This is a genomic window from Serratia entomophila (assembly GCF_021462285.1).
Taxonomy (GTDB): Bacteria; Pseudomonadota; Gammaproteobacteria; order Enterobacterales; family Enterobacteriaceae; genus Serratia; species Serratia entomophila.
This window is the reverse complement of the sequence record NZ_CP082787.1, coordinates 1487615-1511832: the sequence shown is the minus strand read 5'-3', so window position 1 is coordinate 1511832 and position 24218 is coordinate 1487615. Positions and strand designations below refer to the sequence as shown.

The 24218-nt window shown below is 62.5% G+C and carries 27 protein-coding genes; 12 read left to right on the top strand and 15 right to left on the bottom strand.

Annotation, left to right across the window (positions count from 1 at the left end):
* The first annotated feature begins 17 nt into the window (after positions 1-17).
* Positions 18-857 carry a 5'-nucleotidase, lipoprotein e(P4) family gene (locus tag KHA73_RS07505; RefSeq protein ID WP_234590028.1) on the top strand — a complete coding sequence of 280 codons (840 nt, stop codon included), beginning with the start codon at positions 18-20 and terminating at the stop codon, positions 855-857.
* Positions 858-884: 27 nt separating this feature from the next.
* Here KHA73_RS07505 and KHA73_RS07500 read toward each other — a convergent pair whose 3' ends face one another.
* From KHA73_RS07500 to KHA73_RS07490, 3 genes are all read right to left on the bottom strand, one after another.
* On the bottom strand, positions 885-1403 hold the full coding sequence (locus KHA73_RS07500; protein WP_234590026.1) for a GNAT family N-acetyltransferase: 519 nt from the start codon (positions 1401-1403) through the stop codon (positions 885-887).
* Between the two features lie 2 nt (positions 1404-1405).
* Positions 1406-1975, bottom strand: a complete 570-nt coding sequence (locus KHA73_RS07495; protein ID WP_234590025.1) for a helix-turn-helix domain-containing protein — start codon at positions 1973-1975, stop codon at positions 1406-1408.
* Positions 1976-2066: 91 nt separating this feature from the next.
* Positions 2067-3515, bottom strand: a complete 1449-nt coding sequence (locus KHA73_RS07490; RefSeq protein WP_234590024.1) for an MFS transporter — start codon at positions 3513-3515, stop codon at positions 2067-2069.
* Positions 3516-3618: 103 nt separating this feature from the next.
* On the opposite strand from KHA73_RS07490, the gene KHA73_RS07485 reads away from it, so the two are divergent.
* The 4 genes from KHA73_RS07485 to KHA73_RS07470 all read left to right on the top strand — a co-directional run bounded on the left by KHA73_RS07485 (position 3619) and on the right by KHA73_RS07470 (position 6355).
* Entirely contained in the window at positions 3619-4272 is a 654-nt protein-coding gene (locus KHA73_RS07485) for a helix-turn-helix transcriptional regulator (protein WP_234590023.1), read from the top strand.
* A 286-nt stretch (positions 4273-4558) separates the two neighbouring features.
* Positions 4559-5056: a DUF2878 domain-containing protein gene (locus KHA73_RS07480; RefSeq protein WP_234590022.1), complete on the top strand. Its 498-nt coding sequence runs from the start codon at positions 4559-4561 to the stop codon at positions 5054-5056.
* 96 nt (positions 5057-5152) lie between these two features.
* Positions 5153-6076: a drug/metabolite exporter YedA gene (gene yedA, locus KHA73_RS07475; RefSeq protein WP_234590021.1), complete on the top strand. Its 924-nt coding sequence runs from the start codon at positions 5153-5155 to the stop codon at positions 6074-6076.
* Positions 6077-6178: 102 nt separating this feature from the next.
* The gene (locus KHA73_RS07470; RefSeq protein ID WP_234590020.1) at positions 6179-6355 is read left to right on the top strand and encodes a hypothetical protein; all 177 of its coding nucleotides are present in this window, start codon (positions 6179-6181) and stop codon (positions 6353-6355) included.
* On the opposite strand, the gene KHA73_RS07465 is transcribed toward KHA73_RS07470, so the two are convergent.
* Positions 6343-7254 (bottom strand): LysR family transcriptional regulator, encoded by a 912-nt coding sequence (locus KHA73_RS07465; protein WP_234590019.1) that lies wholly within the window; start codon positions 7252-7254, stop codon positions 6343-6345. The genes KHA73_RS07470 and KHA73_RS07465 overlap by 13 nt on opposite strands.
* A 133-nt stretch (positions 7255-7387) precedes the next feature.
* Between KHA73_RS07465 and KHA73_RS07460 the strand changes: the two genes are divergently transcribed.
* Positions 7388-8113 carry an SDR family oxidoreductase gene (locus KHA73_RS07460; RefSeq protein WP_234591203.1) on the top strand — a complete coding sequence of 242 codons (726 nt, stop codon included), beginning with the start codon at positions 7388-7390 and terminating at the stop codon, positions 8111-8113.
* A gap of 4 nt (positions 8114-8117) precedes the next feature.
* Here the strand turns inward: KHA73_RS07460 and KHA73_RS07455 are convergent, their stop codons facing one another.
* The 6 genes from KHA73_RS07455 to KHA73_RS07430 form a co-directional block, all read right to left on the bottom strand.
* Positions 8118-8900, bottom strand: coding sequence for a phosphate/phosphite/phosphonate ABC transporter substrate-binding protein (locus KHA73_RS07455; protein ID WP_234590018.1), 783 nt, complete (start codon positions 8898-8900; stop codon positions 8118-8120).
* A 6-nt stretch (positions 8901-8906) separates the two neighbouring features.
* Positions 8907-9689, bottom strand: coding sequence for an ABC transporter permease (locus tag KHA73_RS07450; RefSeq protein ID WP_272496166.1), 783 nt, complete (start codon positions 9687-9689; stop codon positions 8907-8909).
* Positions 9686-10621: an ABC transporter ATP-binding protein gene (locus KHA73_RS07445; RefSeq protein ID WP_234590017.1), complete on the bottom strand. Its 936-nt coding sequence runs from the start codon at positions 10619-10621 to the stop codon at positions 9686-9688. Before KHA73_RS07445 ends, KHA73_RS07450 begins: the two co-directional genes overlap by 4 nt.
* The gene (locus KHA73_RS07440; RefSeq protein ID WP_234591200.1) at positions 10618-11772 is read right to left on the bottom strand and encodes an ABC transporter permease; all 1155 of its coding nucleotides are present in this window, start codon (positions 11770-11772) and stop codon (positions 10618-10620) included. Before KHA73_RS07440 ends, KHA73_RS07445 begins: the two co-directional genes overlap by 4 nt.
* 76 nt (positions 11773-11848) lie before the next feature.
* A complete protein-coding gene (gene osmF / locus KHA73_RS07435; protein ID WP_234590016.1) occupies positions 11849-12778 on the bottom strand; it encodes a glycine betaine ABC transporter substrate-binding protein OsmF in 930 nt (309 codons plus the stop codon).
* Between the two features lie 27 nt (positions 12779-12805).
* Complete coding sequence (locus KHA73_RS07430; RefSeq protein ID WP_234590015.1) at positions 12806-13873, bottom strand: fatty acid desaturase; 1068 nt, start codon at positions 13871-13873, stop codon at positions 12806-12808.
* A gap of 15 nt (positions 13874-13888) precedes the next feature.
* Here KHA73_RS07430 and KHA73_RS07425 point away from each other — a divergent pair, with 15 nt between their 5' ends.
* Together KHA73_RS07425 and KHA73_RS07420 are read left to right on the top strand one after the other, a co-directional pair.
* Positions 13889-14113 carry a hypothetical protein gene (locus KHA73_RS07425; protein ID WP_234590013.1) on the top strand — a complete coding sequence of 75 codons (225 nt, stop codon included), beginning with the start codon at positions 13889-13891 and terminating at the stop codon, positions 14111-14113.
* A gap of 70 nt (positions 14114-14183) precedes the next feature.
* Positions 14184-15665, top strand: a complete 1482-nt coding sequence (locus KHA73_RS07420) for an MFS transporter (protein WP_234590011.1) — start codon at positions 14184-14186, stop codon at positions 15663-15665.
* 37 nt (positions 15666-15702) lie between these two features.
* Here KHA73_RS07420 and KHA73_RS07415 read toward each other — a convergent pair whose 3' ends face one another.
* Together KHA73_RS07415 and KHA73_RS07410 are read right to left on the bottom strand one after the other, a co-directional pair.
* On the bottom strand, positions 15703-16068 hold the full coding sequence (locus tag KHA73_RS07415) for a cell envelope integrity TolA C-terminal domain-containing protein (RefSeq protein ID WP_234590009.1): 366 nt from the start codon (positions 16066-16068) through the stop codon (positions 15703-15705).
* Positions 16069-16120: 52 nt separating this feature from the next.
* Positions 16121-17029, bottom strand: coding sequence for a LysR substrate-binding domain-containing protein (locus KHA73_RS07410; protein ID WP_234590007.1), 909 nt, complete (start codon positions 17027-17029; stop codon positions 16121-16123).
* Positions 17030-17169: 140 nt separating this feature from the next.
* Between KHA73_RS07410 and KHA73_RS07405 the strand changes: the two genes are divergently transcribed.
* Genes KHA73_RS07405 through KHA73_RS07395 form a run of 3 tightly spaced genes read left to right on the top strand, consistent with a single transcriptional unit; the run spans position 17170 to position 20298 of the window.
* Entirely contained in the window at positions 17170-17814 is a 645-nt protein-coding gene (locus KHA73_RS07405) for a hydrolase (RefSeq protein WP_234590005.1), read from the top strand.
* Positions 17815-17859: 45 nt separating this feature from the next.
* Positions 17860-18405 carry an antibiotic biosynthesis monooxygenase gene (locus KHA73_RS07400; protein WP_234590004.1) on the top strand — a complete coding sequence of 182 codons (546 nt, stop codon included), beginning with the start codon at positions 17860-17862 and terminating at the stop codon, positions 18403-18405.
* A gap of 21 nt (positions 18406-18426) precedes the next feature.
* On the top strand, positions 18427-20298 hold the full coding sequence (locus KHA73_RS07395; RefSeq protein ID WP_234590003.1) for an amidohydrolase: 1872 nt from the start codon (positions 18427-18429) through the stop codon (positions 20296-20298).
* A 94-nt stretch (positions 20299-20392) separates the two neighbouring features.
* Here the strand turns inward: KHA73_RS07395 and KHA73_RS07390 are convergent, their stop codons facing one another.
* From KHA73_RS07390 to KHA73_RS07380, 3 genes are all read right to left on the bottom strand, one after another.
* Positions 20393-21523: a Gfo/Idh/MocA family protein gene (locus KHA73_RS07390; protein ID WP_234590001.1), complete on the bottom strand. Its 1131-nt coding sequence runs from the start codon at positions 21521-21523 to the stop codon at positions 20393-20395.
* A 226-nt stretch (positions 21524-21749) separates the two neighbouring features.
* The gene (locus tag KHA73_RS07385) at positions 21750-22373 is read right to left on the bottom strand and encodes a glutathione S-transferase family protein (protein WP_234590000.1); all 624 of its coding nucleotides are present in this window, start codon (positions 22371-22373) and stop codon (positions 21750-21752) included.
* Between the two features lie 9 nt (positions 22374-22382).
* Positions 22383-22571 (bottom strand): DUF1127 domain-containing protein, encoded by a 189-nt coding sequence (locus KHA73_RS07380; protein WP_234589998.1) that lies wholly within the window; start codon positions 22569-22571, stop codon positions 22383-22385.
* A 175-nt stretch (positions 22572-22746) separates the two neighbouring features.
* Here KHA73_RS07380 and KHA73_RS07375 point away from each other — a divergent pair, with 175 nt between their 5' ends.
* A complete protein-coding gene (locus tag KHA73_RS07375; protein ID WP_234589996.1) occupies positions 22747-24183 on the top strand; it encodes an aminotransferase-like domain-containing protein in 1437 nt (478 codons plus the stop codon).
* Positions 24184-24218 lie beyond the last annotated feature (35 nt).

Genomic DNA, 24218 nt, shown 5'->3' with positions numbered 1-24218 from the left:
TCCACGGAGAGATGATGATGGCAGGACAAAACAGGCAAAAAGCCCCCTTTGGCGTGGCGGCGGGCATCGCGCTATTGGCCCTCGCCGGCTGCGCGCAGCCGCCAAAAACCGATCCGCTGGCGCAGCAGCGGCTGGCGGACCAGTCGGTGCTGGCGCTGAACTGGTTCCAGCAGTCTGGTGAATATCAGGCGTTGGCGCATCAGGCGTTTAACAGCGCGCAGCGCGCCTTCGATGCGGCCAACGCTGCGCCGGGCAGGAAAAAGGCGGTGGTGGTCGATCTGGACGAAACCATGCTGGACAACAGCCCCTACTCCGGTTGGCAGGCGCTGCAGGCTAAGCCCTTCGCCGGTGAGACCTGGGCCAAATGGTCGCAGGCCGAACAGGCCGGCGCGGTGCCGGGTGCGGTGCAATTCGCCCGCTACGTCAACGGCCATCAGGGCACCATGTTCTACGTTTCCAACCGCAAGCAGTCCGAATACGCCGCCACGGTCGCCAATATGCAGAAGCTGGGCTTTACCGGCATGTCGGAAAAAACCGTGCTGCTCAGCAGCGACACCTCCAACAAGCAGGCGCGGTTTGACGCCATCAAACGGGCCGGTTACGACATCGTGGTGTACGCCGGCGATAACCTGAACGACTTCGGCGCGGCGACCTACCACAAGGATAATGCGCAGCGCCGGGCGTTCGTCAGCCAGAACCAGAGCAAGTTCGGCACCGAATATATCCTGCTGCCCAACCCGCTGTACGGTGACTGGGAAAGCGGCATGGCGCGCGATTACAACAAGCTGACGCCGCAGCAGAAGCTGCAAATCCGCCAGCAGGCGATCAAAGCCTGGAACGGGCAAGGTGCACGATAACCAGCCTTGAGGCTGCGGCGGTTGCAGTCACAGCAACTTATACATATAGCTGGTGGCGTCCAATGCGCCGCCGTTGCTGGCCATGGCGTACTGCGGGATGCTGCCCGCCAGCGCAAAACCCAGCCGGCGATACATGCCTTCCGCGGTATCGCCGGTCAGGGTATCCAACACCAGCAGACGGCGCTGATGCCTTACCGCCAACGCCTGCACTTCCAGCATCAGCCGCCACGCAATGCCCTGGCGGCGGGCCTGCGGATGTACCATCAACTTGGCCACTTCGGCGCGGTGGCGGCCGTTGTCCGGCATGTCCAGCAGCAGTTGCACGGTGCCGACCACCCGCCCGGCCTGGCGCGCCACCAGCATCGCCCGCTCGCCGCGCTCAATGGCCGGCAGCAGCCGACGCCAAAAAGCCTGCGCCTGCTCCAGCGTAAAAGGCATCACAAAGCCGATGCTCGCACCCTGCGCCACGCTGGCGTGCAGCATATCGGCCAGCTCGGCAATGGCGCTTTCCGCCGCGCCGGCGTCAAACTGTCGTATTTCAATCATGGTTATGGCCTGCAGATGACGAGCGTGTAATGGGCCGGCTCCGCGCCGGGAACGTGAAAGCTTGAGGCGCCGAACAGGCGGTAGCGCAGGCAGTCGCCGGGCGACAGCCGGAAAGTGCGCCCTTCCAGCGTCAGCGTCAAATGCCCCGAAAGCAGCCACAGGTGGTGTTCCAGCGCCGGAACGGACGGAAGGTCGTAATCTATCTGCGCACCGGCCTCCAGCCGGCCTTCGATAAACTCGGCTTTGTACAGCGCGGCGGGCGGCGATACCGAACGGCGATGAAAACCGCTGGCGCGATCGATCCATACCGGCTGCTGCTCCAGGTGAAGCAGCTCCGGCGGTTCGTCTTCTATCTCGCTCAGCAGGCGCGACATGGTCAACCCATAGGCTGCGCACAACCGGTTCAACAATGAGGCCGTTGGGCTGGTTTCGCCCCTCTCCACCCTTGAGAGCGTCGCCCGGCTGATGCCGGTCTGCTGCGCCAGTTCCTCCAACGAAGCCCCTCGCCGCTGGCGCAAATCGGCCAGCCGCTGCGCCAGCCTGAGGTCGGCGCTGTCCCATTCGTTATCCACCTTAATCGCTCCCCACAAAAAAAATCCCATATAAGAGAAATAATCTCAAATACGGGACTCGTCAAGCGAATTTAAAGGCTCACTCAGACATTCAGGGCGCCGGCGGATCCCGCAGCCAATCACCACGCTCGGCGTGGGGCGGTTCAATCGCCGCACAGCGCCAGGCGCTGAACACCGCCAACAGCGGCGCCAGAGCGAACAGCAGGAACAGCCAACGCGCGGCGGAAGCCGCCCCCACAGCGCCGCCCGGCGCGTTCAGCCCGGCCAGGTTGGCGATCATCCCGGCCAACGCGGCGCCAAACGCCGTGGCGAACAGCTGCACCGTGGTGATCGAGGCCCCGGCGATGTCTTTATCCGCCTCCGGCGCCACCTGCAAAATGCGCGTCAGCAGATGCGGCCAGCCAAAGCCGATGCCAAAGCCCACCAGCGTCAGGGCGATGACAATCGGCGCCAGCGCCTGCCAGTGGCCGCCGGAGGGCGTCGGCATCAGGATGCCCAGCGCCAACAGCCCCACCAGCACAAACAGCGGCCCGGTCATGATCGCCCGGCGGATGCCCGCCCCCCGCCAGCCGGAGCTGAGAATTTCCGATAACGTCCAGCCGGCCGCCATGGTCGCGGCGATATAGCCGGAAATCAGCGGCGACTGGCCGTGCAGCAGCTGCAGGAAATAAGGCACGAAAATTTCGCTGGTCATGCCGACCACCAGCAGGGAAACGGTAATATACAGCGAGGCCAACGCCGAACCGCGGCGCAAGGCGCCCTGCGGCAATAAGCGGGCGCGCGACTGCCCTTCGCGCCGAATCAGCCAGGCCATCAACAACAGCGAAAGCGCAATGCCCGCCAGGTTGATCCAGGCGCTGTCCGCCAGGCTGCCGGCGGACACCACCAGCACCGCCGTCGCCAGCAACAGCAGCTGGGCCAGCGGCAACGGCGCGACATCCTGCTGCGCTTTGCCCTTAGGCAGAATGATGAAGGTAAAGCCGCCATACAGCACCATGATCGGCAACAGAATGCCAAACGCCCAGCGCCAGGCGTTCAACTCGGCAAAAATTCCGCCGACCGCCGGCCCCACCAGCGTCGCGATGCCCCACATCGCCGAAATCAGCGCCATCGCGCGCGGCCACAGCTTCTGCTCGAACACCAGGTTAATCATCGCGTAGGACAGCGCAAAAATCAGGCCGCCGCCAAAGCCCTGCACCGTGCGGCCAATCAGCAGCACCGGCATCGAGGGCGCCAGCGCGCACAGCATCGCCCCGGCGATGAAAAACAGCGAAGCCACCAGATAGGCGCTGCGCGCGCCGTAGCCGCTGAGCAAGCGGGCCGACAGCGCCGAACCCAAAATCGACGCCACGACAAACAGTGTGGTATTCCAGGCGTAGAGATCGAGGCCGCCGATATCCTGCACCACCGAGGGCAGAATGGTGGTGGCGACCAGGATATTGATTGCATGCAGCGCCACGCCGAGTGAGAGCGCGATCGCACTGGCGGCGTTTTTGCCGGAAAAAAGATCGCCCCAGCGGCTATCATCGTTGGTTATCACGGTTGTCGTCCTGTTTTCAGAGGAATGGCATTGAGTTGGTCATGGTATTGCGTTAAATTTAACAAGAGTTATCTTGGAATAAGTTAGGGTGAGGCGGAGAAATATGTCAAGAATAAACTTGGAAAATAGCCAAGGCGGCGCACAATCGGTCAGTGACCGTTTGCTGACGCTGTTGAAAACCCGCGGCCCACAGCAAGCCTCAGAGGCAGGTAAAGTCCTTGGCACCACCGGCGAAGCGGCGCGTCAGCAGTTCGTCAAGCTGGCTAAAGAAGGTTTGGTGGAGGCCATCGCCGAGACGCGCGGCGTCGGCCGCCCGGTGCAGCTCTGGCACCTCACCGCTACCGGCAACGCCCGCTTTCCGGACACCCATGCCGAATTGACGGTGCAGCTGCTGCGCACCGTGCGCGACAAGCTGGGTGAGCAGGCGATCGATGTGCTGATCGACACCCGCGAGCAAGAGACCCGCATCAATTACAAACAAGCGATGGTCGGCGCAGGCGATCTGCAGGAGCGCGTCGCGCGTCTGGCCGCCATCCGCAGCCGGGAAGGCTATATGGCCGAGTGGCGCCAACAGGAAGACGGCTCCTACCTGCTGGTGGAAAACCACTGCCCAATCTGCGCCGCCGCCGCCGTTTGCCAGGGGTTTTGCCGCGCGGAACTGAGCATTTTTACCGAGGTGTTGCAGGCGCAGGTGGAACGTTCAGAGCATATTTTGGCCGGCGCGCGCCGCTGCGCCTATCGCATCTCTCTGCTGTAAACCGGTTCCGCCGCACGTTTTGGCCTTGTACAGATTATTCTGGTTGTACTGTTTTAGCCTTCCTCGCTATGGTTGAGTCATCGGCACTTGGCAAGGGGAAGACTATGGCCTGCGAAAGCATCGACAAAGCCGCCCAAAGGTGCGGCCTTCTTCCCGGCGCGGGTCAACAACCCGCCCCCGCTGCCCTGCCGTTGGCATGGGCAGCCGCCTTATCGGCAACAGCGCCCAACTGATTGAGCAATCGGAGCCTGCCCTTGCAATGGGTTGAATAGAGGGGTGCGGCAAAATGAACAAAAACCATGGCGGCTTTTGGCTGGCGACGCTGGGGCTCGGCATCTGCTGGCTGCTGGCGCTGCTGGCCGGTGACCGCCTCAATGGCATCCTGCTGGCCGGAGCGGTGCTGGCGTTGATTTTCACTTCGGCCCCCCGGCGCAAAGGAGCCATGCTGACCGCCATTGGCGGCATCGGCATGGACGGCCTGTGGAGCTACAGCGGCGTGCTGCATTACAGCGAACATGTCGGGCTGCCGTTATGGACGTTCGCGCTGTGGCTCGGTTTCGGCTGCTGGTGGTATTGGCTGCTGGATAGGGTCAGGGCCGCCCCCTGGCCGCTGGCGGTGCTCGGCGCCGTGGTTGGCCCCTTCGCCTATGCCCTCTGCTGGAAGATGGGCGCCCTGCGGCCGGGCATACCGCCGGAAATCATGCTGCTGCTGCTCTCCGTCGGCTGGGCCATCTATCTGCCGGCGGTAAGCTGGCTGCAGATGAGGAAAGACGCAGCCTCCTGACGCCGGAAAAAAAGTGCGCAAAGACATTGCTTATCCGCGGCCCGATCGGGTTTACTGAGTCCTCTAATAATAACCTTCCCTACAGAATAATAATCCATGCTGAGCCAAAACAGTCGTAAGGTCCTGCCGTTAATCGGGGCGTTGTTTACGTTATATATTGTCTGGGGTTCCACCTACTTTGCTATCCGTCTGGGCGTCGAAAGCTGGCCGCCGCTGATGATGGCCGGCATCCGCTTTCTGATCGCCGGTATCCTGCTGTTCTGCTTCCTGGCGCTGCGCGGCCATGCGTTGCCGACGCCAAAACAGTGGCTGGCCGCCGGCGCCATCGGCATTCTGCTGTTGGCGGTGGGCAACGGCCTGGTGACGGTGGCGGAACACCAGAACGTGCCCTCCGGCATCGCCGCGGTGATGGTGGCCACGGTGCCGCTGTTCACCCTGTGTTTCAGCCTGTTGTGGGGCATGCGCAACACCAGGCTGGAATGGGCGGGCATCGCGCTTGGCCTGGTGGGCATCGTGTTGCTGAATACCGGCAACAATCTGGTCGGCAACCCAACCGGCGCGTTATTGATCCTGCTGGCGTCGGCCAGCTGGGCCTTCGGTTCCATGCTGGGTTCGCGCATCTCGTTGCCCGCCGGGCCGATGGCCGGGGCGGCGGAAATGCTGGTCGCCGGCGTGGTGCTGCTGGTCGCCAGCCAGCTCAGCGGCGAGCACCTCACGCAGATGCCAAGCGCCGGCGGTTTCCTGGCCCTGGGCTACCTGATCGTATTCGGCTCCATGCTGGCGATCAGCGCCTACATGTTCCTGTTGAAAAACGTACGCCCGGCGGTGGCCACCAGCTATGCCTATGTCAATCCGGTGGTGGCGGTGCTGCTCGGCATCGGTTTTGCCGGCGAATCCTTGGCGCTGCGCGAATGGATAGCGCTGGTGATTATCGTTTCGGCGGTGGTGCTGGTGACGCTGGGGAAATACCTGTTCGCCCGCCCGGCGCGCGTGCAATCGGTGGAGTGCGAGAAACAGTGACCAAAATGGCGGTCCGCGGGCCGCCGTTAAAAACGATTCTTGTTTCGCCCGGCGAAGGGTCTATAATTCCCACTGTTCCGAGCAACCTGTGAAGTCATTCCTATGCTGAAAAAAGCGTTCGTCATCGTTATCGCCCTGTGCGCCTTCGGTTCCCTGGGCGGCGTATTTCTCGCCGGGCTGAATATCTACACCCGCTCCACCACGCCGCTGGAAGAAAACGCCGCTGCCAGCGACGCTTCCGCCTCCCAGGCGCCGGCTGAGCCCCTTCAGACCAAGTGATCGTCCATCCAGCTTTGGCAGCGCTGTTGTAAAAAGCGCTGCAGCAGCCTGACGCGTTCCGATATCTGCGAACGGTGCGGGCACACCAGGCTGATGGGCACCGCATCGCTGCGCCAATCAGCCAATAGCTGCACCAACCGCCCGGCGTGAATGTCCGCCACTACATCGATCGCCGATTTGCGAACCACGCCGTGCCCGGCTAACGCCCAGCGGCGCGCCACCTCGCCGTCATCGGTAAAATAGCTGCCGTTCAACGGCATCTCAATGAGCTCCTCCCCACGCCACAAACGCCATTCGGCATGGCGCCGCCCGCTGGGCTGATAAACCAAGATGCTGTGCCGGGCAAGATCGGCCGGCGTTTGCGGCATGCCGTGCCGCCGCAGATAGTCTGGGCTGGCGCAGATCAGCCGCCGATGCTGCGGCAGGATCGGCAGCGCCACCAGGGCAGAATCCGCCAGCGGGCCGAAACGCAGCGCGACGTCCACCGGCTCGCGGAACAGATCGGCTTGCCGATCGTTGATCAGCAATTGCAGCTGAATATGCGGATGTTGCCGCCGGAATTCGTCCAGCCAGCCCAGCAGCAAATTGCGGCCGAAGTCCGATGGCGCGGATATCTGCAGCACCCCGGATAACCCTTGGTGCTTTTCGCGGATCGCCTGTTCACCCTCCGCCAAAGCCCCCAGCGCCAGACGCGCACTGTCGAGATAACGCGCCCCTTCCTCAGTCAACCGCAGACTGCGGGTAGAACGCACCAGCAAACGCACGCCCAGCTGCTGTTCCAGCCTTTTCACCGCAATGCTGGCCGCCGCCGGCGTCATGTCCAGCGCCCGCGCGGCGGCGGAAAAGCTGCCGCCATCCACCGTGCGGACAAATACATCCAGATCGACAAGTGAAGTCATCGCTAATCTCCTGCGCTACCCGGCCTATTATTAAAATTAATTTACAAGTGTTTGCCATTCAACGGGGTTTTTTCCTCATTTTCAATCAGGAAAGATAGATAGCGTTGAAATTCACAATCACAGAGGCCTTATGATGAATATTCCCGACTCCTCCCTGCTGGGACAAAAACTGGTAATTCTGGGTGGCAGCAGCGGTATCGGCGCGGCAGTGGCCTATGCGGCAACGGCGCGCGGCGCCGACGTGGTGCTGGCCTCGCGCCGCGCCGCCGGTTCGCAACGCCAGGCAGCAGAATGCGGCCTGCGCATCATGCAGGCGGATATAACGGATGAGCGCTCGCTGCACGCATTGTTCGCCGCCGTGGGCGCCTTCGATCATCTGGCGATCACCGCCGGCCCGCAAGTCTCGGGCAAACTGCTGGCGGACACCGCTATTGCTCAGGCGCAAGCGGACTTTAACGTCAAATTCTGGGGAACGTTGCGCGCGGTACAGGCGGCCCTGCCGACGCTGGCGCCGCAGGGTTCCATCACCCTGACCTCTGGCCAGCTGTCGCGTAAATATCTCAGCGGCCAGTTGATTAAAACCGGCATCAACGCCGCGTTGGAAGCGGTGGGCAAGCAGTTGGCGAAAGAGCTGGCGCCCCGGCGAGTGAACGTGGTCAGCCCCGGCATTACCGCAACGGAAGCCTACGACGCCATGAGCGCCGCACAGCGGCAAGCGTTGTTCGAACGCGTGGGCGAGAGCCTGCCGGTCGGCCGGGTCGGCCAGGCGGCCGACATCGCGGCGGGTTATCTGCTGGCGATGGAAAACAGCTTCGTCACCGGCAGCGTTATCGATATCGACGGCGGCGGCTTGCTATAAAAACTTACAACGCCGTCACGCCCTGCGCGGCGGCCTGCTGCTCCAGCGTGCCGATCACCTGGTAGGCCGAACGCGGCACCAGGCTGAAATCGCCGATCAGCAGGCTGTCGCTGACCCTTTCGTCCAGCATCGCCCTGGCGCCGGCGCGCAGTATTTCCAGCTGTTCCGGCGGCGTGGCTGCCGAGGTGATCAGCGGCAAGCCCGGCACCGCCGCAGTGCGACCGATAATCTTCAAACCGTCCAGCGCCCGCGGCTGCGCGCGGCGCAGCAGCTCCATGCTGATGCTGTCGATGGCGGCGATGTCCGCCTGCCCGCTCTGGATCAGCTTCAGCGACTGGTAGTGCGCGCCGGAAGCGATGGCGCCGCCAAAAAACTTTCCGTCCTGAGCCAGCGGCGCAACCAGCGCGCGCAGGCTGTTGTAACCGGACTGCGAGTCGGTGCTGTTGTAAGCCGCCACCCGGCCGCGAAAGTCGACCAGCCGCTCGCCGGGATCTTCGGCGCGCACCACCAGCCAGCTGCGGTAGTTCGGCCCGTCGCAGCCTTCGACGCGGTAATGATAAGTGCCGACCAGCTGCACCTGCGGCAGCGCGCTGACCAGCGGATAACCGCAGGTCTGGCTGAGCAGCAGATCGTCGCGCCGCCAGTGTTGCGCCAAATTATCCGGCCAACTGAGCTGCTCGGGCAGCGCTTCCAACCCCAGCTGCAACAGTTTGCCGCGCAGCACCCGCCAGAAGGACTCGGCCTGCTGATGGCCGACGCCATACATCGGTAAAGATACCTGCCTCATATGCCCTTACCCCGCTGAAGAGATTGCCAACGTCTGCTGACGCCAGGCGGTGAGATAACGCACCCAACGCTCGAACAGCATGTCGGTAATGATAGCAAGCAGGGCCACCACCGCCGCCCCCTGGATCACATAGGCGGTATTAAACCCGCTCAGGCCGATAATGATCGGTGAACCGAGGGTTTTAGTACCGACAGTGGAAGCGATGGCGGCAGTGCCGATGTTGATGATCACCGAAGTGCGAATGCCGGCGACGATCACCGGCGCCGCCAGCGGCAGCTCGACGCGCCACAGCGTTTGCCAGGCGCTCATGCCCACCCCGCGAGCGATCTCTTTGGTGGCGGCGGGCACCGATTCAATACCCGCCAGCGTGCCCTGCAGGATCGGCAGCAGGCCGTACAGCACCAGCGCGATGATCGCCGGCTGTTCGCTGAAGCCCATCACCGGCACCGCCACCGCCAGCACCGCCACCGGCGGGAAGGTCTGTCCCACCGCCACCACGGTCTCCACCAGCGAACGGAACTCCCGCCCGGCGCCGCGGGTGACGCCGACGCCCGCCGCCACGCCGATCGCCACGGCGACCAGGCTGGAAATCGCCACCAGCAGCAGATGAGCGCCGACCAACGAAATAAAGCTGTCCTGCTGATACACCGGGCGTTCCAGATCGGGGAACCAGGCGGCAAACAGGCCGTGCAGATGATTCATGCCGAACACCAACGCCAGCAGCAGCGCCACCGTCCAGGGCAGCGGATCCTTTAGCCAGCGCAGCCGGCGCGCAGTTTGCCCGCTCATGACAGCGCCTTGTCGGCGATCAGGTCGGCAAAGTGCAGCACCCCCAGCGCTTCGCCCTGTTCGCTCACCACCGGCAGGCGATCGCTGCCGCGCGCCACGAACACCGACAGCGCTTCGCGCAGGCTCATGGCGGCGGTGATGGGATCGCCCTCGGCCACGCCGGGCCGCACCCGTTCGGCGACCCTGCCCAGCGCCAACAGCTTGATGCCGCGATCGCTGCGGCCAAAGAAATCACGCACGAAATCATTGGCCGGTGCGGTCAACAGTTCCAACGGCGTGCCCTGCTGCACCACACGCCCCTGATCGAGCAGCACGATGCGGTCCGCCAGCCCCAGCGCCTCGTCGATATCATGCGTGACCAGTACGATGGTGCGGCCCGAGAGCTGGTGAATGCGCGCGATTTCCGCCTGCAGCGCCGCCCGCGTCACCGGATCGAGCGCGCCGAAGGGTTCGTCCATCAACAGCACCTCGGGATCGGCGGCCAGCGCGCGCGCCACGCCCACCCGCTGCTGCTGCCCGCCGGACAGCTGATGCGGATAACGGTGGCGGAACAGTTCCGGCTCCAGGTGCAGCAGCTCCAGCAGTTCGCTCACCCGATCGCGAATGCGCGCGCGCGGCCATTTCAACAGCTGCGGCACGGTGGCGATGTTCTCTTCCACCGTCCAGTGCGGAAACAGGCCGATCGACTGGATGGCATAACCCATGCGGCGCCGCAAATCCTGCGGTTTGAATTTCTGGATCTCTTCACCGGCAAAGTAAATCTTGCCGGCGTCATGTTCGATCAGTCGGTTGATCATTTTCAAGGTGGTGGACTTGCCGGAACCCGAGGTGCCGATCAGCACGGTGAATTCGCCCTCGGCGATGTGCAGCCTGAGGGAGTCTACCGCCGGCTTGCCCTGAAAAATCTTGCTGACGTGGTCAAAGTGAATCATCGGCGTGACACTTCCAGAATAGAAACAATGAATTTAAACAGCGAATCGACGATTACCGCCATCAGGATCACCGGGATCACCCCCAGCAGCACCAGATCCAACGCGCTGCTGAGCAGCCCCTGGAACACGATGGCGCCAAAGCCGCCGGCGCCAATCAGCGCCGCCACCACCGCCATGCCGACGGTCTGCACCGCCAGGATGCGCACGCCGGTCAAAAACAGCGGCAGCGCCAGCGGCAGCTGTACCCGCAGGAAAATCTGTCCGCGCGTCAGGCCCATGCCGGTCGCCGATTCAATCACGCTGGCCGGCACGCTTTGTAGCCCGGCCACCACGCTGCGCACCAGCGGCAGCAAGGCGTACAGCACCAGCGCGACGATCGCCGGCGCCATGCCGATGCCGCTGACGCCGTGTTCCGCCAGCCAGGGCACCGCCGTCGCCAACCCCGCCAGCGGCGCAATCAGCAGGCCGAACAGCGCAATCGACGGGACGGTCTGAATGATGTTGAGCGTGGAGAAAATCGGGGCTTGCCAGCGTTCGGAGCGGAAGCACAGCACCCCGAGCGGCACGCCGATCAGCAGCGCCGGCACCAGCGTGGCCAGCAGAATGCTCAGGTGTTGCAGCAGGGCGGCGTCGAACACCTCCTGCCGGTTGTGATACTCCTTCAGCAGCGACAGCGTATCGAGTTGATGGCTAAGCAGCAGCGCCACCACCGGCAGCACCACCAGCGCGTTGCCCAAGATGCGCCACAGGTGCGAAGCGGTAATGCGCGCCATGGCGTCGGCGGCGATCAAGAGGCTCAGCGCCATCATCAGCCAGCAACCGCTGCCCCAGGAAGTGCGCGCCAGCGGCGAACCTTCCTGCGCCAGCCGCCCGGCGGCGTGGCCGCTCAGCCAGAAGGTCAACGCCAATAGCGCGCAGGCGGCCAGCGCCGTCAGCAGCGCACGGCGGCGCAGCGGCGCCAACAGGCTGAGGACCGCCAGCGCCGCCATCGGCAACAGCAGCCACAGCGCCGGGCCATGCAGCAGGGAAATCAGGGAGATGCTTTTGCCCGACAGCAGGCGGTTGGGGGCATAGCTCAGAAACGGCAGGCCAAACGCGGCCAGCAGCAACAGGATAAACAGTGTCAGCAATACGCGGTTATTTACAGCAATCAAAGAAACTCTCCGGCTCCATAACAAATGGGCCCTGTTCTCCCGCTCTTCCGGCGGAAGAGCGGGAGCCTCAGCGCTATCCCTTAACAAACCCTTTCTCTTTCAGGTAAGCGGCCGCCACCTGCTTGGCGTCCTGGCCCTCCACCGCAATCTGCGCGTTGAGCTTTTGCAGCGTCGGGCCGTCGAGTGAGGCGAACACCGGCTTCAGCAGTTCGGCGATGTTGGCGTGCTGCTTGAGCGCCGCTTCGCGAATAATCGGCGCCGGGGCGTAAATCGGCTGCACCCCTTTGGGATCTTCCAGCGTCCGCAGGCCCAGCGCCGCCACCGGGCCGTCGGTGCCGTAGGCCATCGCCGCATTCACGCCGGAGGTTTGCTCCGCCGCCGCTTTAATGGTCACCGCGGTATCGCCGCCCGCCAGCGACAGCAGCTGGTCCTGATTCAGTTTGAAGCCGTAGGCGCTCTGGAACGCCGGCAGCGCATCCGGGCGTTCGATAAACTCCGCCGACGCCGCCAGCTTGAATTTGCCGCCGCCGTTGATCCACTTGCCGAGATCGGCCAGCGTTTGCAGATGATTGGCGTCCGCCACGTCCTGGCGAATAGCGATGGTCCAGGTGTTGTTGGCCGGAGCGGCATCCAACCAGACGATTTTATTTTTGTCGTAATCGAGCTTTTTCACCTTCTCGAAGCCGGCCTGGGCGTTTTTCCATGCCGGATCTTTCTCATCGGAGAAGAAGAACGCGCCGTTGCCGGTATATTCCGGATACAGGTCAATCTCGCCGGAAGCGATCGCCCCGCGCAGCACCTTGGTGGTGCCGAGCTGCAGTTTGTTGGTGGTTTTGATGCCGTTGGACTCCAGCACCTGCACGATAATGTTGCCAAGCAGCGAACCTTCGGTGTCGATCTTGGAGCCGACGCGCACCGAATCGGCCGCCTGCGCGGCGCCGCCGATGCTGAACATGGCCAGCGCCAGCGCCAATAAACGTCCGCGTAATGGGGTGATTGCCATACTTTTCCTCTTGTTGTTGGTTTCCGGCTATTTGGCCAGATCGGTTGGAAAATCCTGAGAAGCGCGCTTCCATCGCGCAATAAATGTCTCCGCCGCCCAGGCCTCGCGTTCGCCCTGCGGCCGTTCGGCCGGCTCGAGGGTGCTGAACGGATGCACTTCGACGGCGATCGGGGTAAAAGCGTAGGCGTTCACCCACTCGCCATACCCCTGCGCCACGAACCCCTGGCTGCGCTGCCGGTAGGCGTCGCGCTCCGCCAGGTAGACCTCCCGCAAGCCGTACCAGGGCAAACCGGGCAAGTCGTGATGTACTAAATGATAGTTCAAATTGAGAAACAGCAGCCGCCAGGGCCAGGCCGCCTCATTAATAATAGAACGTGCCTGCGGAGCTTCCACGGCGCGATGCTCAAAAAACGATCTTATCTTGGTCAGCGCCAGCGCCGGGTAGCTGATAACCCACAGATAAAATCCTGCGCCGATGCCCTGCGCCTGCAGCCAATGAAGCACCAGCGTCAGCAGCGCCAGATGCGTCAGCCACATGGCCAGAGCCCGCAGATCGCCGCCGAGGATCGCTTTCAGCGCGTTGGCCAGCGTCGCGGCGATATCCAGCGCCGGGCCGAACGCCACCCTGCCGGCCAGCGTATTGCGCACCCTGGCCAGTAACGGGAACAGCCGGGGAAAACGCCGCCACTGCGCCTGGCTGAAGTAATAGCTTTCGGGGTCTTCATGCGGATCGGTCAAATGTTCGTTGCGATGGTGCTGAATATGCGAATCGCGGTACAGCCCGTAGGGGTACCACACCGCCAGCGGCAGCAGGCCAAACAGCTGATTGACGCGCGGCCAGCGCGTCGGGTGGCCGTGGATCAGCTCATGCTGCAGCGACATGTACCAGGTGGTCAGCAGGATCAGCAGCGGCGCACCCAGCCAGGGGCCAAGCGTTTGCCAATGCTGCGTAACGCCGAACCAGCCGCCGTACACCGCCGCCATAATGCCCCAGGTAGGCAGCTCCATCCGCCAATACCAGCGCCGATAAAGCTGCTGGATCCGGCTGCGCTGCTCGGGGTGTAAATAGTGGCTGTGGCTTTTGGCTGAAGGCATCTCGCGGCTCGCGTTATGGAATTTTCCACAGTATCTGCGAGCGGCATGGGCGCTCAAAATAACGAAAGCGGCAAAGCAAAGTTAAAAATCAGCTATTTGCATTGCGCCTGCAATGAAATTTTTTCACATTCGGCACGCACTTCGTCTGCTTCAGCCCGGGCGAGCCATACTTACCCCGCTGTGGGCGGCTTTTACCTGAACATGATTATTTTTCAACAACTTCCGGTTGTATGCTTATAACCAGAAAGAATTGGTTAGCGCTGATGATGCGCCGTTATGCTCGGATTTTTGCCTACTAAGAAAAACTATCATGTCCAGTTATATAGCGGCGCCCAGCGCCCTTTCTGCAGGGAAAAGCGATTTTTCGGCCGCCGAGGCGGTCAGCATTCGCAGCGCCGCCGACGTTTCGGCGCTGGTCAACGGCGGTGCCGCCAAACGCAATAATGCGCGGGTGGTGGTGGCCATCGCGCTGGGCGGAGTGTTCCTCGACGCCTACGATCTGGGCGCGCTGGCGTTCGGCATCAAGGACGTGGCGCGCGAATTCAATCTCACCCCCACCGGCACCGGCCTGGTGGCGTCGGCCATCACCTTCGGGGCGATTGTCGGCGCCTTTATCGGCGGTTATCTGACCGACAAAATCGGCCGCTACCGGGTATTTATGGCCGATATGTTCTTTTTCGTGGTCGCCGCGCTGGCCTGCGCCTTTGCGCCCAATGAGTGGGTGCTGGGCGGCGCGCGTTTTGTGATGGGCCTCGGGGTCGGCATCGATCTGCCGGTGGCGATGGCGTTTCTGGCGGAGTTTTCCAAGCTGTCCGGGCGCGGCAACAAGGCGGCGCGTATCGCCATGTGGTGCCCCACCTGGTATGCGGCGATCAGCGTCTCCTATCTGCTGGTGTTGCTGCTGTATGCGGTGCTGCCGGAGAGCCATACCGACTGGCTGTGGCGTCTGATCCTCGGTTTCGGCGCGGTGCCGGCGCTGGCGATCATCGCCATCCGCAGCCGCTATATGAGCGAATCGCCGGTGTGGGCCGCCAATCAGGGCGATCTCGAGGGCGCCGCGGCCATTTTGCGCCGCTCCTATAACGTTAACGCCGTGGTGGCGGCGGATGCCGAGCGCGGCGTACCGGCGCAGGCCCGGCGCGCTTCCTGGCGCAACTACGGCGCGTTGCTGCAAGGGGTCTATCTGCGCCGCACTATTTTGGCCACCCTTATCGCCATCGCCTCGTCGTTCGCCTATAACGCCGTGGCCTTCGGGCTGCCGGTGATCTTGTCCAGTTTCCTGGCGCAGTCGATGCTCAGCACCATTTTGGTTTCTCTGGCGCTTAACCTGTTGTTCGCCTTTGTCGGCGGTCTGATTGCGGTGCGGCTGGTGCCGAGAGTCGGCGCCTGGAAAATGACGGTGTTGGGTTATGCGTTTCAACTGGCGGCGTTGCTGGGGCTGGCGCTGATTGGCCGGCCGGCGGACGGCGCGCAAGCCGCCGTTTCCATCGGCATGCTGGCGCTGTTCCTGCTGGGGCAGGGATTCGGCCCAGGTTCGCACAGCATGACTTTCGCTTCGCTGAGCTACCCGACGTCGCTGCGCGGCGTCGGCGTCGGTTTCAACCAGACGCTGATGCGTTCAAGCTCTACTCTGTCGCTATTCCTGTTTCCGGTGCTGTCCGCCGCGCTGGGCACCGGCGTGTTTTGGGTGATCGCCCTGGCGCCGCTGGCCGGCCTGGCGGCGCTGCTGGCCATCCGCTGGGAGCCTTGCGGTTACGATGTGGACGCGGAGGATTTCCAACCGGCCGCATAATAAAACGGGCCTCGTCACCGAGGCCCGTTCAATCGTTTCAGGGAACAAAATCCAGCACCACCGCGTTAAACAGCAGGTACTCGGTCGGGTTCGCCATCTTCGGCATTTTGGCTTTTTTCACCGCCTCGCCGGCCGCCGCGCACAGTTGCGGGTCCCCCTTCAGCACCCTGATATCCTTCAAAGCGCCGTCCGGCTGCAGATGAATGCTGATTGAACAGCTTTTGGACTTCAGCTCCGCCGGCAAACGCAATTCGCGCGTTACCGCGAGGCGCACTTTCTCCGGGTAATTTTGCCCGGCAGCCGCCTGAACCGCCGCATGCGGCGCAACGGGCTGCGGCTTGGTTGCCGCGCCGCATCCCGCCAACAACAGCGGCGCCAGCGCCGCCAAAAGTCGGATAGTCATTTCCATGTCCTTATGTCCTTGTAGGCGGTCCGTCCGCTCCGCAGGCACGGCCTCAGCCCGCGGGGTAAACATCTCCGTCGTCTGCATAGCGCTGCAACCGCTCGCGCCACCATTTTGCCGCCAATCCGCCGGCGCTTTCCCGCCAGCCAAAGTAGGCGACGTCTCCGCTGCGTTCCGTTTCGACGCGTTTAGCCACCAGACTGCCGCTTGCCAGGTGGGGTTTCGCCAAATAGCGCGGCAGATACCCGCATCCCAACCCGGCCAACTGCGCCTGCAGCTTGGCCTCAAAGCCGAATACCGTCAGCGTATCTTGCTCTTCCAGAATATTGAGGTTTTGCGGCGCATTCACCCGGGAGGTATCGCGCACCACCACCGCCCGGTGCCGGCGGATCTCCTCCTTCGGCACGGGCTCCGCCGCCGCCGCCAGCGGGTGCTGAGGCGCGACGACGAACACGTAATCCAACTGCCCCAGCCTGCTAAAAGCATAGCCTACGCGCGACGGCGGTTCACAAATGGCGCCGATGATAATATCCGCGCAGCCGTACACCAGCGATTCCCAGGAGCCCGCCAGCACTTCATGACTGAACCGCAGGCGGGTGTGGTGATGCTGCTGATGAAACTCCTCAATCAACGGCAGCAGGCGCGTAAAGGGAAAAGAGGCGTCGATGCCCAGCGTGATCTCGCTTTCCCAACCGTTCTCCACGTAGCGCGCCTGCTGCTCCAGATCCTGCGCCGCCCGCAGCAACACCCGGCCTTTGTCCAGCATCAGCTTGCCGGTGTCGGTGAATTTCGCCCGATGGCCGGAACGATCGAGCAGCCGAATGTCGAGATCGTTCTCCAGCTTTTGCACCATATAGCTCAGCGCCGACGGCGTTTTAAACAACGCGGCGGCGGCGGCGGCAAAAGAGCCATGCCGGTCCAGCGCGTCCAAAATCAGCAGCGCTTCGAGGTTTAATCTCATGCTTCCTCCCGTGTATAAAAAAACTCAACAAGTCGGCAAAAATTCTGCGGTATCTTTGAAATCGCCCTCTGCCTACCATGCGTTTTATCGGCGTCACACTCATCAGATGTTAAACCGAAACACCACTGGGAAGGTAAATTATGTCTAAGTTTCAATTACTTGATAAAGACAATTCCGCACTGATTTTTATTGACCATCAGCCGCAAATGTCTTTTGGCGTGGCTAATATTGATCGTCAGCAGCTGAAAAACAACGTCGTCGGTTTGGCGAAAGCCGGCAAGATTTTTAACGTCCCCACCCTTTTCACCTCGGTCGAAACCGAAAGCTTCAGCGGCTATATCTGGCCGGAATTGCTGGCGGTCCACCCTGAAATCACCCCGATTGAACGTACCTCGATGAACTCCTGGGAAGATGCCGCCTTCGTTAAGGCCGTTGAGGCCACCGGCCGTAAAAAGCTGGTGATTTCCGCGCTGTGGACCGAAGTGTGCCTGACCTTTCCGGCGCTGATGGCGCTGGAGGCCGGCTATGAGGTTTACGTGGTTACCGACACCTCCGGCGGTACCTCGGCCGACGCGCACGAACGCGCGATCGATCGCATGGTGCAGGCCGGTGCCGTTCCGGTGACCTGGCAGCAGGTGTTGCTGGAATACCAACGCGACTGGGCGCGCAAGGACACCTACGACGCGGTGATGGCGCTGGTGCGCGAACACAGCGGCGCTTACGGCATGGGCGTCGACTACGCTTACACCATGGTGCACCACGCCCAGGCGCGCACCGTCAAGTGATCCCTGCCCCGGCCTCGCGCCGGGGTTATTTCAGGAGCCGGCTCTATGGCCCACCCGCAGCACGTTACCCTGGTCATCACCCACCGCCTGGCGCCGGGCCAGGAACCGGCCTACGAGGCCTGGCTGAACCGCATCATGCCGGAGGCCGCCGCCTTCGCCGGCCACCTCGGCGTTAACGTGATCCGCCCTTCCGGCGAAGAACAGGCCTATACGGTGCTGGTGCGTTTCGACAGCCTCGATAACCTGTATCTGTGGATCAACTCGCCGCTGCGTAAAAAGTACATCGAGGAAGTGACGCCGCTGCTGCTGGAGAATGACCGCATCGAAATCCGCCCCGGCGCGGAGTTTTGGTTTACCCCGCCCAGCCCCAGCGTGCGCCAGCCCGCCAAATGGAAGCAGTTTGTCATCACCCTGCTGGTGATCTTCCCGTCCACCAACCTGGTGCCCTGGTTCTGGGGGCTGCTGCTACCGCAGCTGAACGGCACGCTGCGCGGCCATTTTCTCAATGACGCCACCGTGGTCGCGCTGGTGGTGTTCCTCTGGATGCCAATAGTGACTCGCGTTTTTCATCAATGGCTTACCCGCCGCTAGGCGGCCTGCCGGGAGAATGTTATGAGCAACAACGCTTCATTGATCATCACCAAAGGTAAATTTCACACCGTCGATCGCCAAAACCCCCTCGCGCAGGCGGTGGCCATCAAAGACGGCAAGTTTCTGGCCGTCGGCAGCGAGAGCGAAGTCATGCAGCACGCCGGGCCGGAAACGCAAATTATCGATCTGCACGGCCATACCGCCGTTCCGGGCCTCAACGATTCGCACCTGCACCTGATCCGCGGCGGCCTGAATTACAATCTGGAGCTGCGCTGGGAGGGCGTGCCGTCGCTGGCCGACGCGCTGCGCATGCTGAAGGAACAGGCATTGCGCACGCCCAGCCCGCAGTGGGTGCGGGTGGTGGGCGGCTGGACCGAATTCCAGTTCGCCGAACGCCGTATGCCGACGCTGGAAGAGATCAACCAGGCGGCGCCGGACACGCCGGTGTTTATCCTGCATCTGTACGATCGCGCGCTGCTCAACCGCGCGGCGTTGAAGGTGGTTGGCTACACCAAGGACACGCCGAACCCGCCGGGCGGCGAGATCCAGCGCGACGCCAACGGCAACCCGACCGGGATGCTGATCGCCAAGCCTAACGCCATGATCCTGTACGCCACGCTGGCGAAAGGGCCAAAGCTGCCGTTGGAACAGCAGGTCAACTCCACGCGCCAGTTCATGCGCGAGCTGAATCGCCTCGGCCTGACCAGCGCCATCGACGCCGGCGGCGGCTTCCAGAACTACCCCGAAGATTATCAGGTGATCGCCGAACTGCATGAGAAACGGCAACTGACCATTCGCATCGCCTATAACCTGTTCACCCAGCGGCCGAAGCAAGAGCTGGAAGATTTCCAGCTGTGGACCGACATGCTCAAACCCGGCCAGGGCACCGACTTCTATCGCCACAACGGCGCCGGCGAGATGCTGGTGTTCTCCGCCGCCGACTTCGAAGACTTCCTGCAGCCGCGCCCGGACCTGCCGGCGGGCACCGAAGACGAGCTGGAACGGGTGGTGCGTCATCTGGTCGAACACCGCTGGCCGTTCCGCCTGCACGCCACCTACGATGAATCCATCAGCCGCATGCTCGACGTATTCGAGAAGGTAAACCGCGATATCCCGTTCAACGGCCTGCACTGGATCTTCGACCATGCGGAGACCATTTCCGAGCGCAACATCGAGCGCGTCAAAGCCCTCGGCGGCGGCATTGCGGTACAGCACCGCATGGCGTTTCAGGGGGAATATTTTGCCGAGCGCTACGGCCTGGAAGCCACCAAACAGACGCCGCCGGTGGCGAAAATGCTGGCGGCCGATCTGCCGGTCGGGCTGGGCACCGACGCCACGCGCGTCGCCAGCTACAACCCCTGGACCGCGCTGTATTGGCTGGTTTCCGGCCGCACCGTCGGCGGCATGGCGATGTACGACGAAAGCGCCCGGCTGGACCGCGAGACCGCGCTGATGCTGTGGACTCAGGGCAGCGCCTGGTTTTCCACCGAGCAGGGCAAAAAGGGCCAGATCAAGGTTGGCCAGTTGGCCGATCTGGCGGTGCTGTCGCAGGACTACTTCAGCGTGCCGGAAGAGCAAATCAAGGGGATTGAATCGGTGATGACGCTGGTGGACGGCAAGGTGGTTTACGCCGCCGGCAGCTTCTCGCCGCTGGCGCCGCCGGCAATACCGGTGTTGCCGGACTGGTCGCCGGTCACCCAGGTGCCGGGGCATTACCGCACCGCACCGCCGTCGGCGGCGACCCGGGTGGGGGTGCTGAGCCAGGCCCATCAGTGCTGCGGCCCCTGCGGCGTGCATGCGCATCAGCACGACGTCGCTCGCCGCTCGAGCATCCCGGTCTCGGACGAGAACGCCTTCTGGGGCGCCTTCGGCTGCTCGTGCTTTGCGTTTTAAGTTAATACGTTATTAGGTTATTAAGTTAACAACATAATAAATGAGTAAATTAATGGCGCTTTCCTTTCCCGCGGGAGAGCGCCATGCCGCAGAGCTAGTCGCGGTTGATCTCCAGCCAGCGGCGCTGCTCTGCGGAAGCCGCGATCGCGTCCAGCACGCAAGACACCTTCCAGCCCTCTTCGAAATCCGGCCACATGCGGTCGCCGGCGGCGATGCCGTTGACCAGATCGCGGATCTCCACCGTCTTCTGATCGTTAAAGCCGATACCGTGTCCGGCGCTGATGCAAAACGCGGCGTAGTCCGGGTGCTTCGGCCCCACCAGCAGCGTTTTGAACCCCTGCCGCTCCGCCGGCTCATCATGCCGGTACAGCTTCAGCTCGGCCATGCGCTCCTGGGTATAGCTGAGCGTGCCCTTGGTGCCGGTGACCACGTAGGTCAGCCCCATCTTGCGCCCACAGGCGATGCGCGAGGTTTCGAGAGTGCCCATCGCCCCGCCGGCGAAGCGCACCAGCGCGCTGGCCTGATCTTCGTTTTCCACCGGGTGCATCCGCGTTGGGTCTTTGGCATCCGGGCGCTGTTTGATGACGGTCTGCATATCGCCGGACACCGCCACGATATCCCCCACCAGGTAATGCGCCATATTGACGATGTGCGCCGCCAGATCGCCCAACGCCCCCAACCCGGCGCTGGCCTTGCGGCAGTGCCAGTCGATAGGCGTGCGCGGATCGGCCAGATAGTCTTCGTTGTGGGTGCCGTAAAAGTGCACCACCTCGCCAATCTCGCCGTTGGCGATAATTTCGCGTGCCAGCTGGCTGGTAGGGTTTTTCATATAGTTGAAGCCCACCAGCGTCTTGACCCCTTTGGCGCGGGCGGCTTGCACCATTTCCGCCGCGTCGGCGGCGTCCAGCGCCAGCGGTTTTTCGGAATAGACGTGTTTGCCGTGGCGGATCGCCTCCAGCGCCATCTCTTTATGCAGGAAGTTCGGGGCGCAAATATCCACCACATCAATGGCCGGGTCGGCCACCAGCTGCCGCCAGTCGCCGGTCGAACGCGCAAAGCCGAATTCGGCCGCACGCTGCGCCGCCAGCTCCGGCGTCACCTCCGCCAGCATCTCCAACACCAGTTCCCCCTTCAGCGGAAACACCGTGGCGGCCTGCGCATAAGCGATGGCGTGACAACGCCCGATATAGCCGGTGCCGATTAACCCAACCCGTACCTGTTTCATCACCTTCTCCCGTTGCCGATTATCCTGAATGCGGCGGCGCTTCGTTAAATGAAACGCACCGTCTGATATGGTTTTATATGGAATATAAATTTCAATAACAAGAAGAATGAAAAATAAAACTGATATTCGTGATGACGTTCATGAAACTGTGCAGAGCAGGCTGCAACAAAAAACCGGCCGCATGCGCATGCGGCCGGTCAAGATAAAATGAACGTTTTATTTCGAATCAGGGCAAACCATTGGCGCCATGCAACCTAAAACCGGGCCGCTGCTGCAAACGCTGCAGATAGCCGCCCAACGCCGGGTAATCCGGGCGGGTAAACGGCGTCATCAGCCAGCGGTTCAGCGACAGCCCCAGCACCACGTCGGCCAGGGTAAAAGCCTCGCCGGCGACATAGGGGCCGCCGCCCGCCAGCTGGTGTTCCAGCAGCCCCATCAGCCGGTTCCACTCCCGCTCCGCCGCCGCCAGGCGAGCGGCATCCTGATACGCCGCATCCTGACGCACCCGCGACATAAACACGTAACGCCAGGCATTGTTCAGATCGGTAGCCTGCCAGTCCATCCACATCTCTACCGCCGCGCGCGCACCGGGCGCCTGCGGCAACAGGTCATGGCGCCCTTCCCGCCCGGCCAGATAACGGCAGATGGTGTTGGACTCCCACAGCACCCGTTCGCCGTCGATCAGCACCGGCACCAGCCCGTTGGGATTCAGCGCCAGAAACTCCGGCTGCTGCGTGGAGCGGAAACCGCTGCCCCAGTCTTCCCGCTGCAGCGGCAGCCCCAACTCATGGCCGGTCCACAACACCTTGCGCACGTTTATTGACGAGGCCTTGCCCAATAGCTTCAGCATGCGTTCTCCTTACTCCTTCCAGAAGGGTTTACAGCCTTCGCGCACCGCTTGCGCGCGCGTCAGGCCAATATCCGTCAGCCGGGCCTCGTCCAGCTGCAACAGCGCCTTGCGCGTGCGGTGGCGCAGCAGGTACAGCCGCCAGCGGGACAACAGCCGCCGCCGCGCCGCCGGGGCTTTAACAAGGGACAAAACGCTCATCATGCTCTCCTCAGGTTTGGCTGTAAAAACCATGATGCGGCGCGAGGGAAAAACAATACAGATTCACGCAGACGATATTTTTTCCATACAAAAGCTGTCTCCACCTATCTGAATGGTCTAATTTATCTGCATCTGTACCGATTTTTTCCCATTCACTCTGACTTTGGGCATCTGTATGACTCGTTACGCCAGACTGGCCGCCATTCTCGGCCAACGCATCGAACAGGGGCTTTACCCGGCCGGGGAGCGGCTGCCTTCGGTGCGCACCCTGAGCCAGGAGCACGGCGTCAGCATCAGCACGGTGCAGCAGGCCTATCGGCTGCTGGAAGAAAGCCACCTGGTGGAAGCGCGCCCCAAGTCAGGCTACTTCGTGCGTTCGCGGCGGCCGCAGGCCGCGCTGCCCGCCGTCACCGCGCCGGTGCAGCGCCCGGTGGACATTTCGCAGTGGGAACAGGTGCTGGAACTGATCCGCAATAAGCCGCGCGCGGACCTGATACAGCTCGGGCGCGGCATGCCGGATATCCACGAGCCAACGCTGAAACCGCTGCTGAAAGCGCTGGGCAATATCGGCCGCCACGGCGATCTGCGCAGCCTGCTGTATGACAGCATTCAGGGCGTCACGGAGCTGCGTGAACAGATAGCCCGCCTGCTGCTGGACTCCGGCTGCCGGATAGGCGCCGGCCAGCTGGTGGTCACCACCGGCTGCCACGAAGCCTTGTCCGCCGGGCTGCGGGCGGTTTGCCGGCCGGGGGATATCGTCGCGGTGGATTCCCCCTGCTTTCACGGCACCATGCAGACGCTGAAAGGGCTGGGCATGAAGGCGCTGGAAATTCCCACCGATCCGCTGACCGGCGTCAGCCTGGAGGCGCTGGAAATGGCGCTGGAACAGTGGCCAATCAAAGCCATTTTGTTGACGCCCAACTGCAATAACCCGCTGGGTTACATCATGCCGGACGCGCATAAAAAACGCCTGCTGATGCTGGCGCAGCGCCATGACGCGGCGATTATCGAAGACGACGTGTACGGCGATATCGCCTACCGCTACCCGCGCCCGCGCACCATCAAGGCGTTTGACGACGACGGCCGCGTGCTGCTGTGCAGTTCGTTTTCCAAAACGCTGGCGCCCGGCCTGCGCGTGGGCTGGATAGCTCCCGGCCGCTATCTCGAGCGCGTGCTGCACATGAAATATATCGGCACCGGCTCAACCGCAACCCAGCCGCAGCTGGCGATCGCCGAGTTTATCCGCCACGGCCATTACCTGCAGCACCTGCGGCGCATGCGCGCCCGTTACCAGCAAAATCGCGATCGGATGACCGATTGGATCATGAAATATTTCCCGGCCGGCACCCGCGTCAGCCAGCCGCGCGGCGGCTTTATGCTGTGGATTGAACTGCATGAAGAGTTCGATACCCTGCGGCTGAATCGCTATCTCGAGCAACAAGGCGTGCAGATCGCCGTCGGCAGCATCTTTTCCGCCTCCGGCAAATACCGCAACTGCCTGCGCATCAACTACGCGGCCAAATTGACCGCAGAGATAGAACGGGCGGTACAGCGGGTCGGCGACACAGTGCAGCAACTGATGGCTGCCGATACATTGGCGCGATCGGATTAACTGTTGGCGCGATCGGATTATCGGTGCGCCGCCTA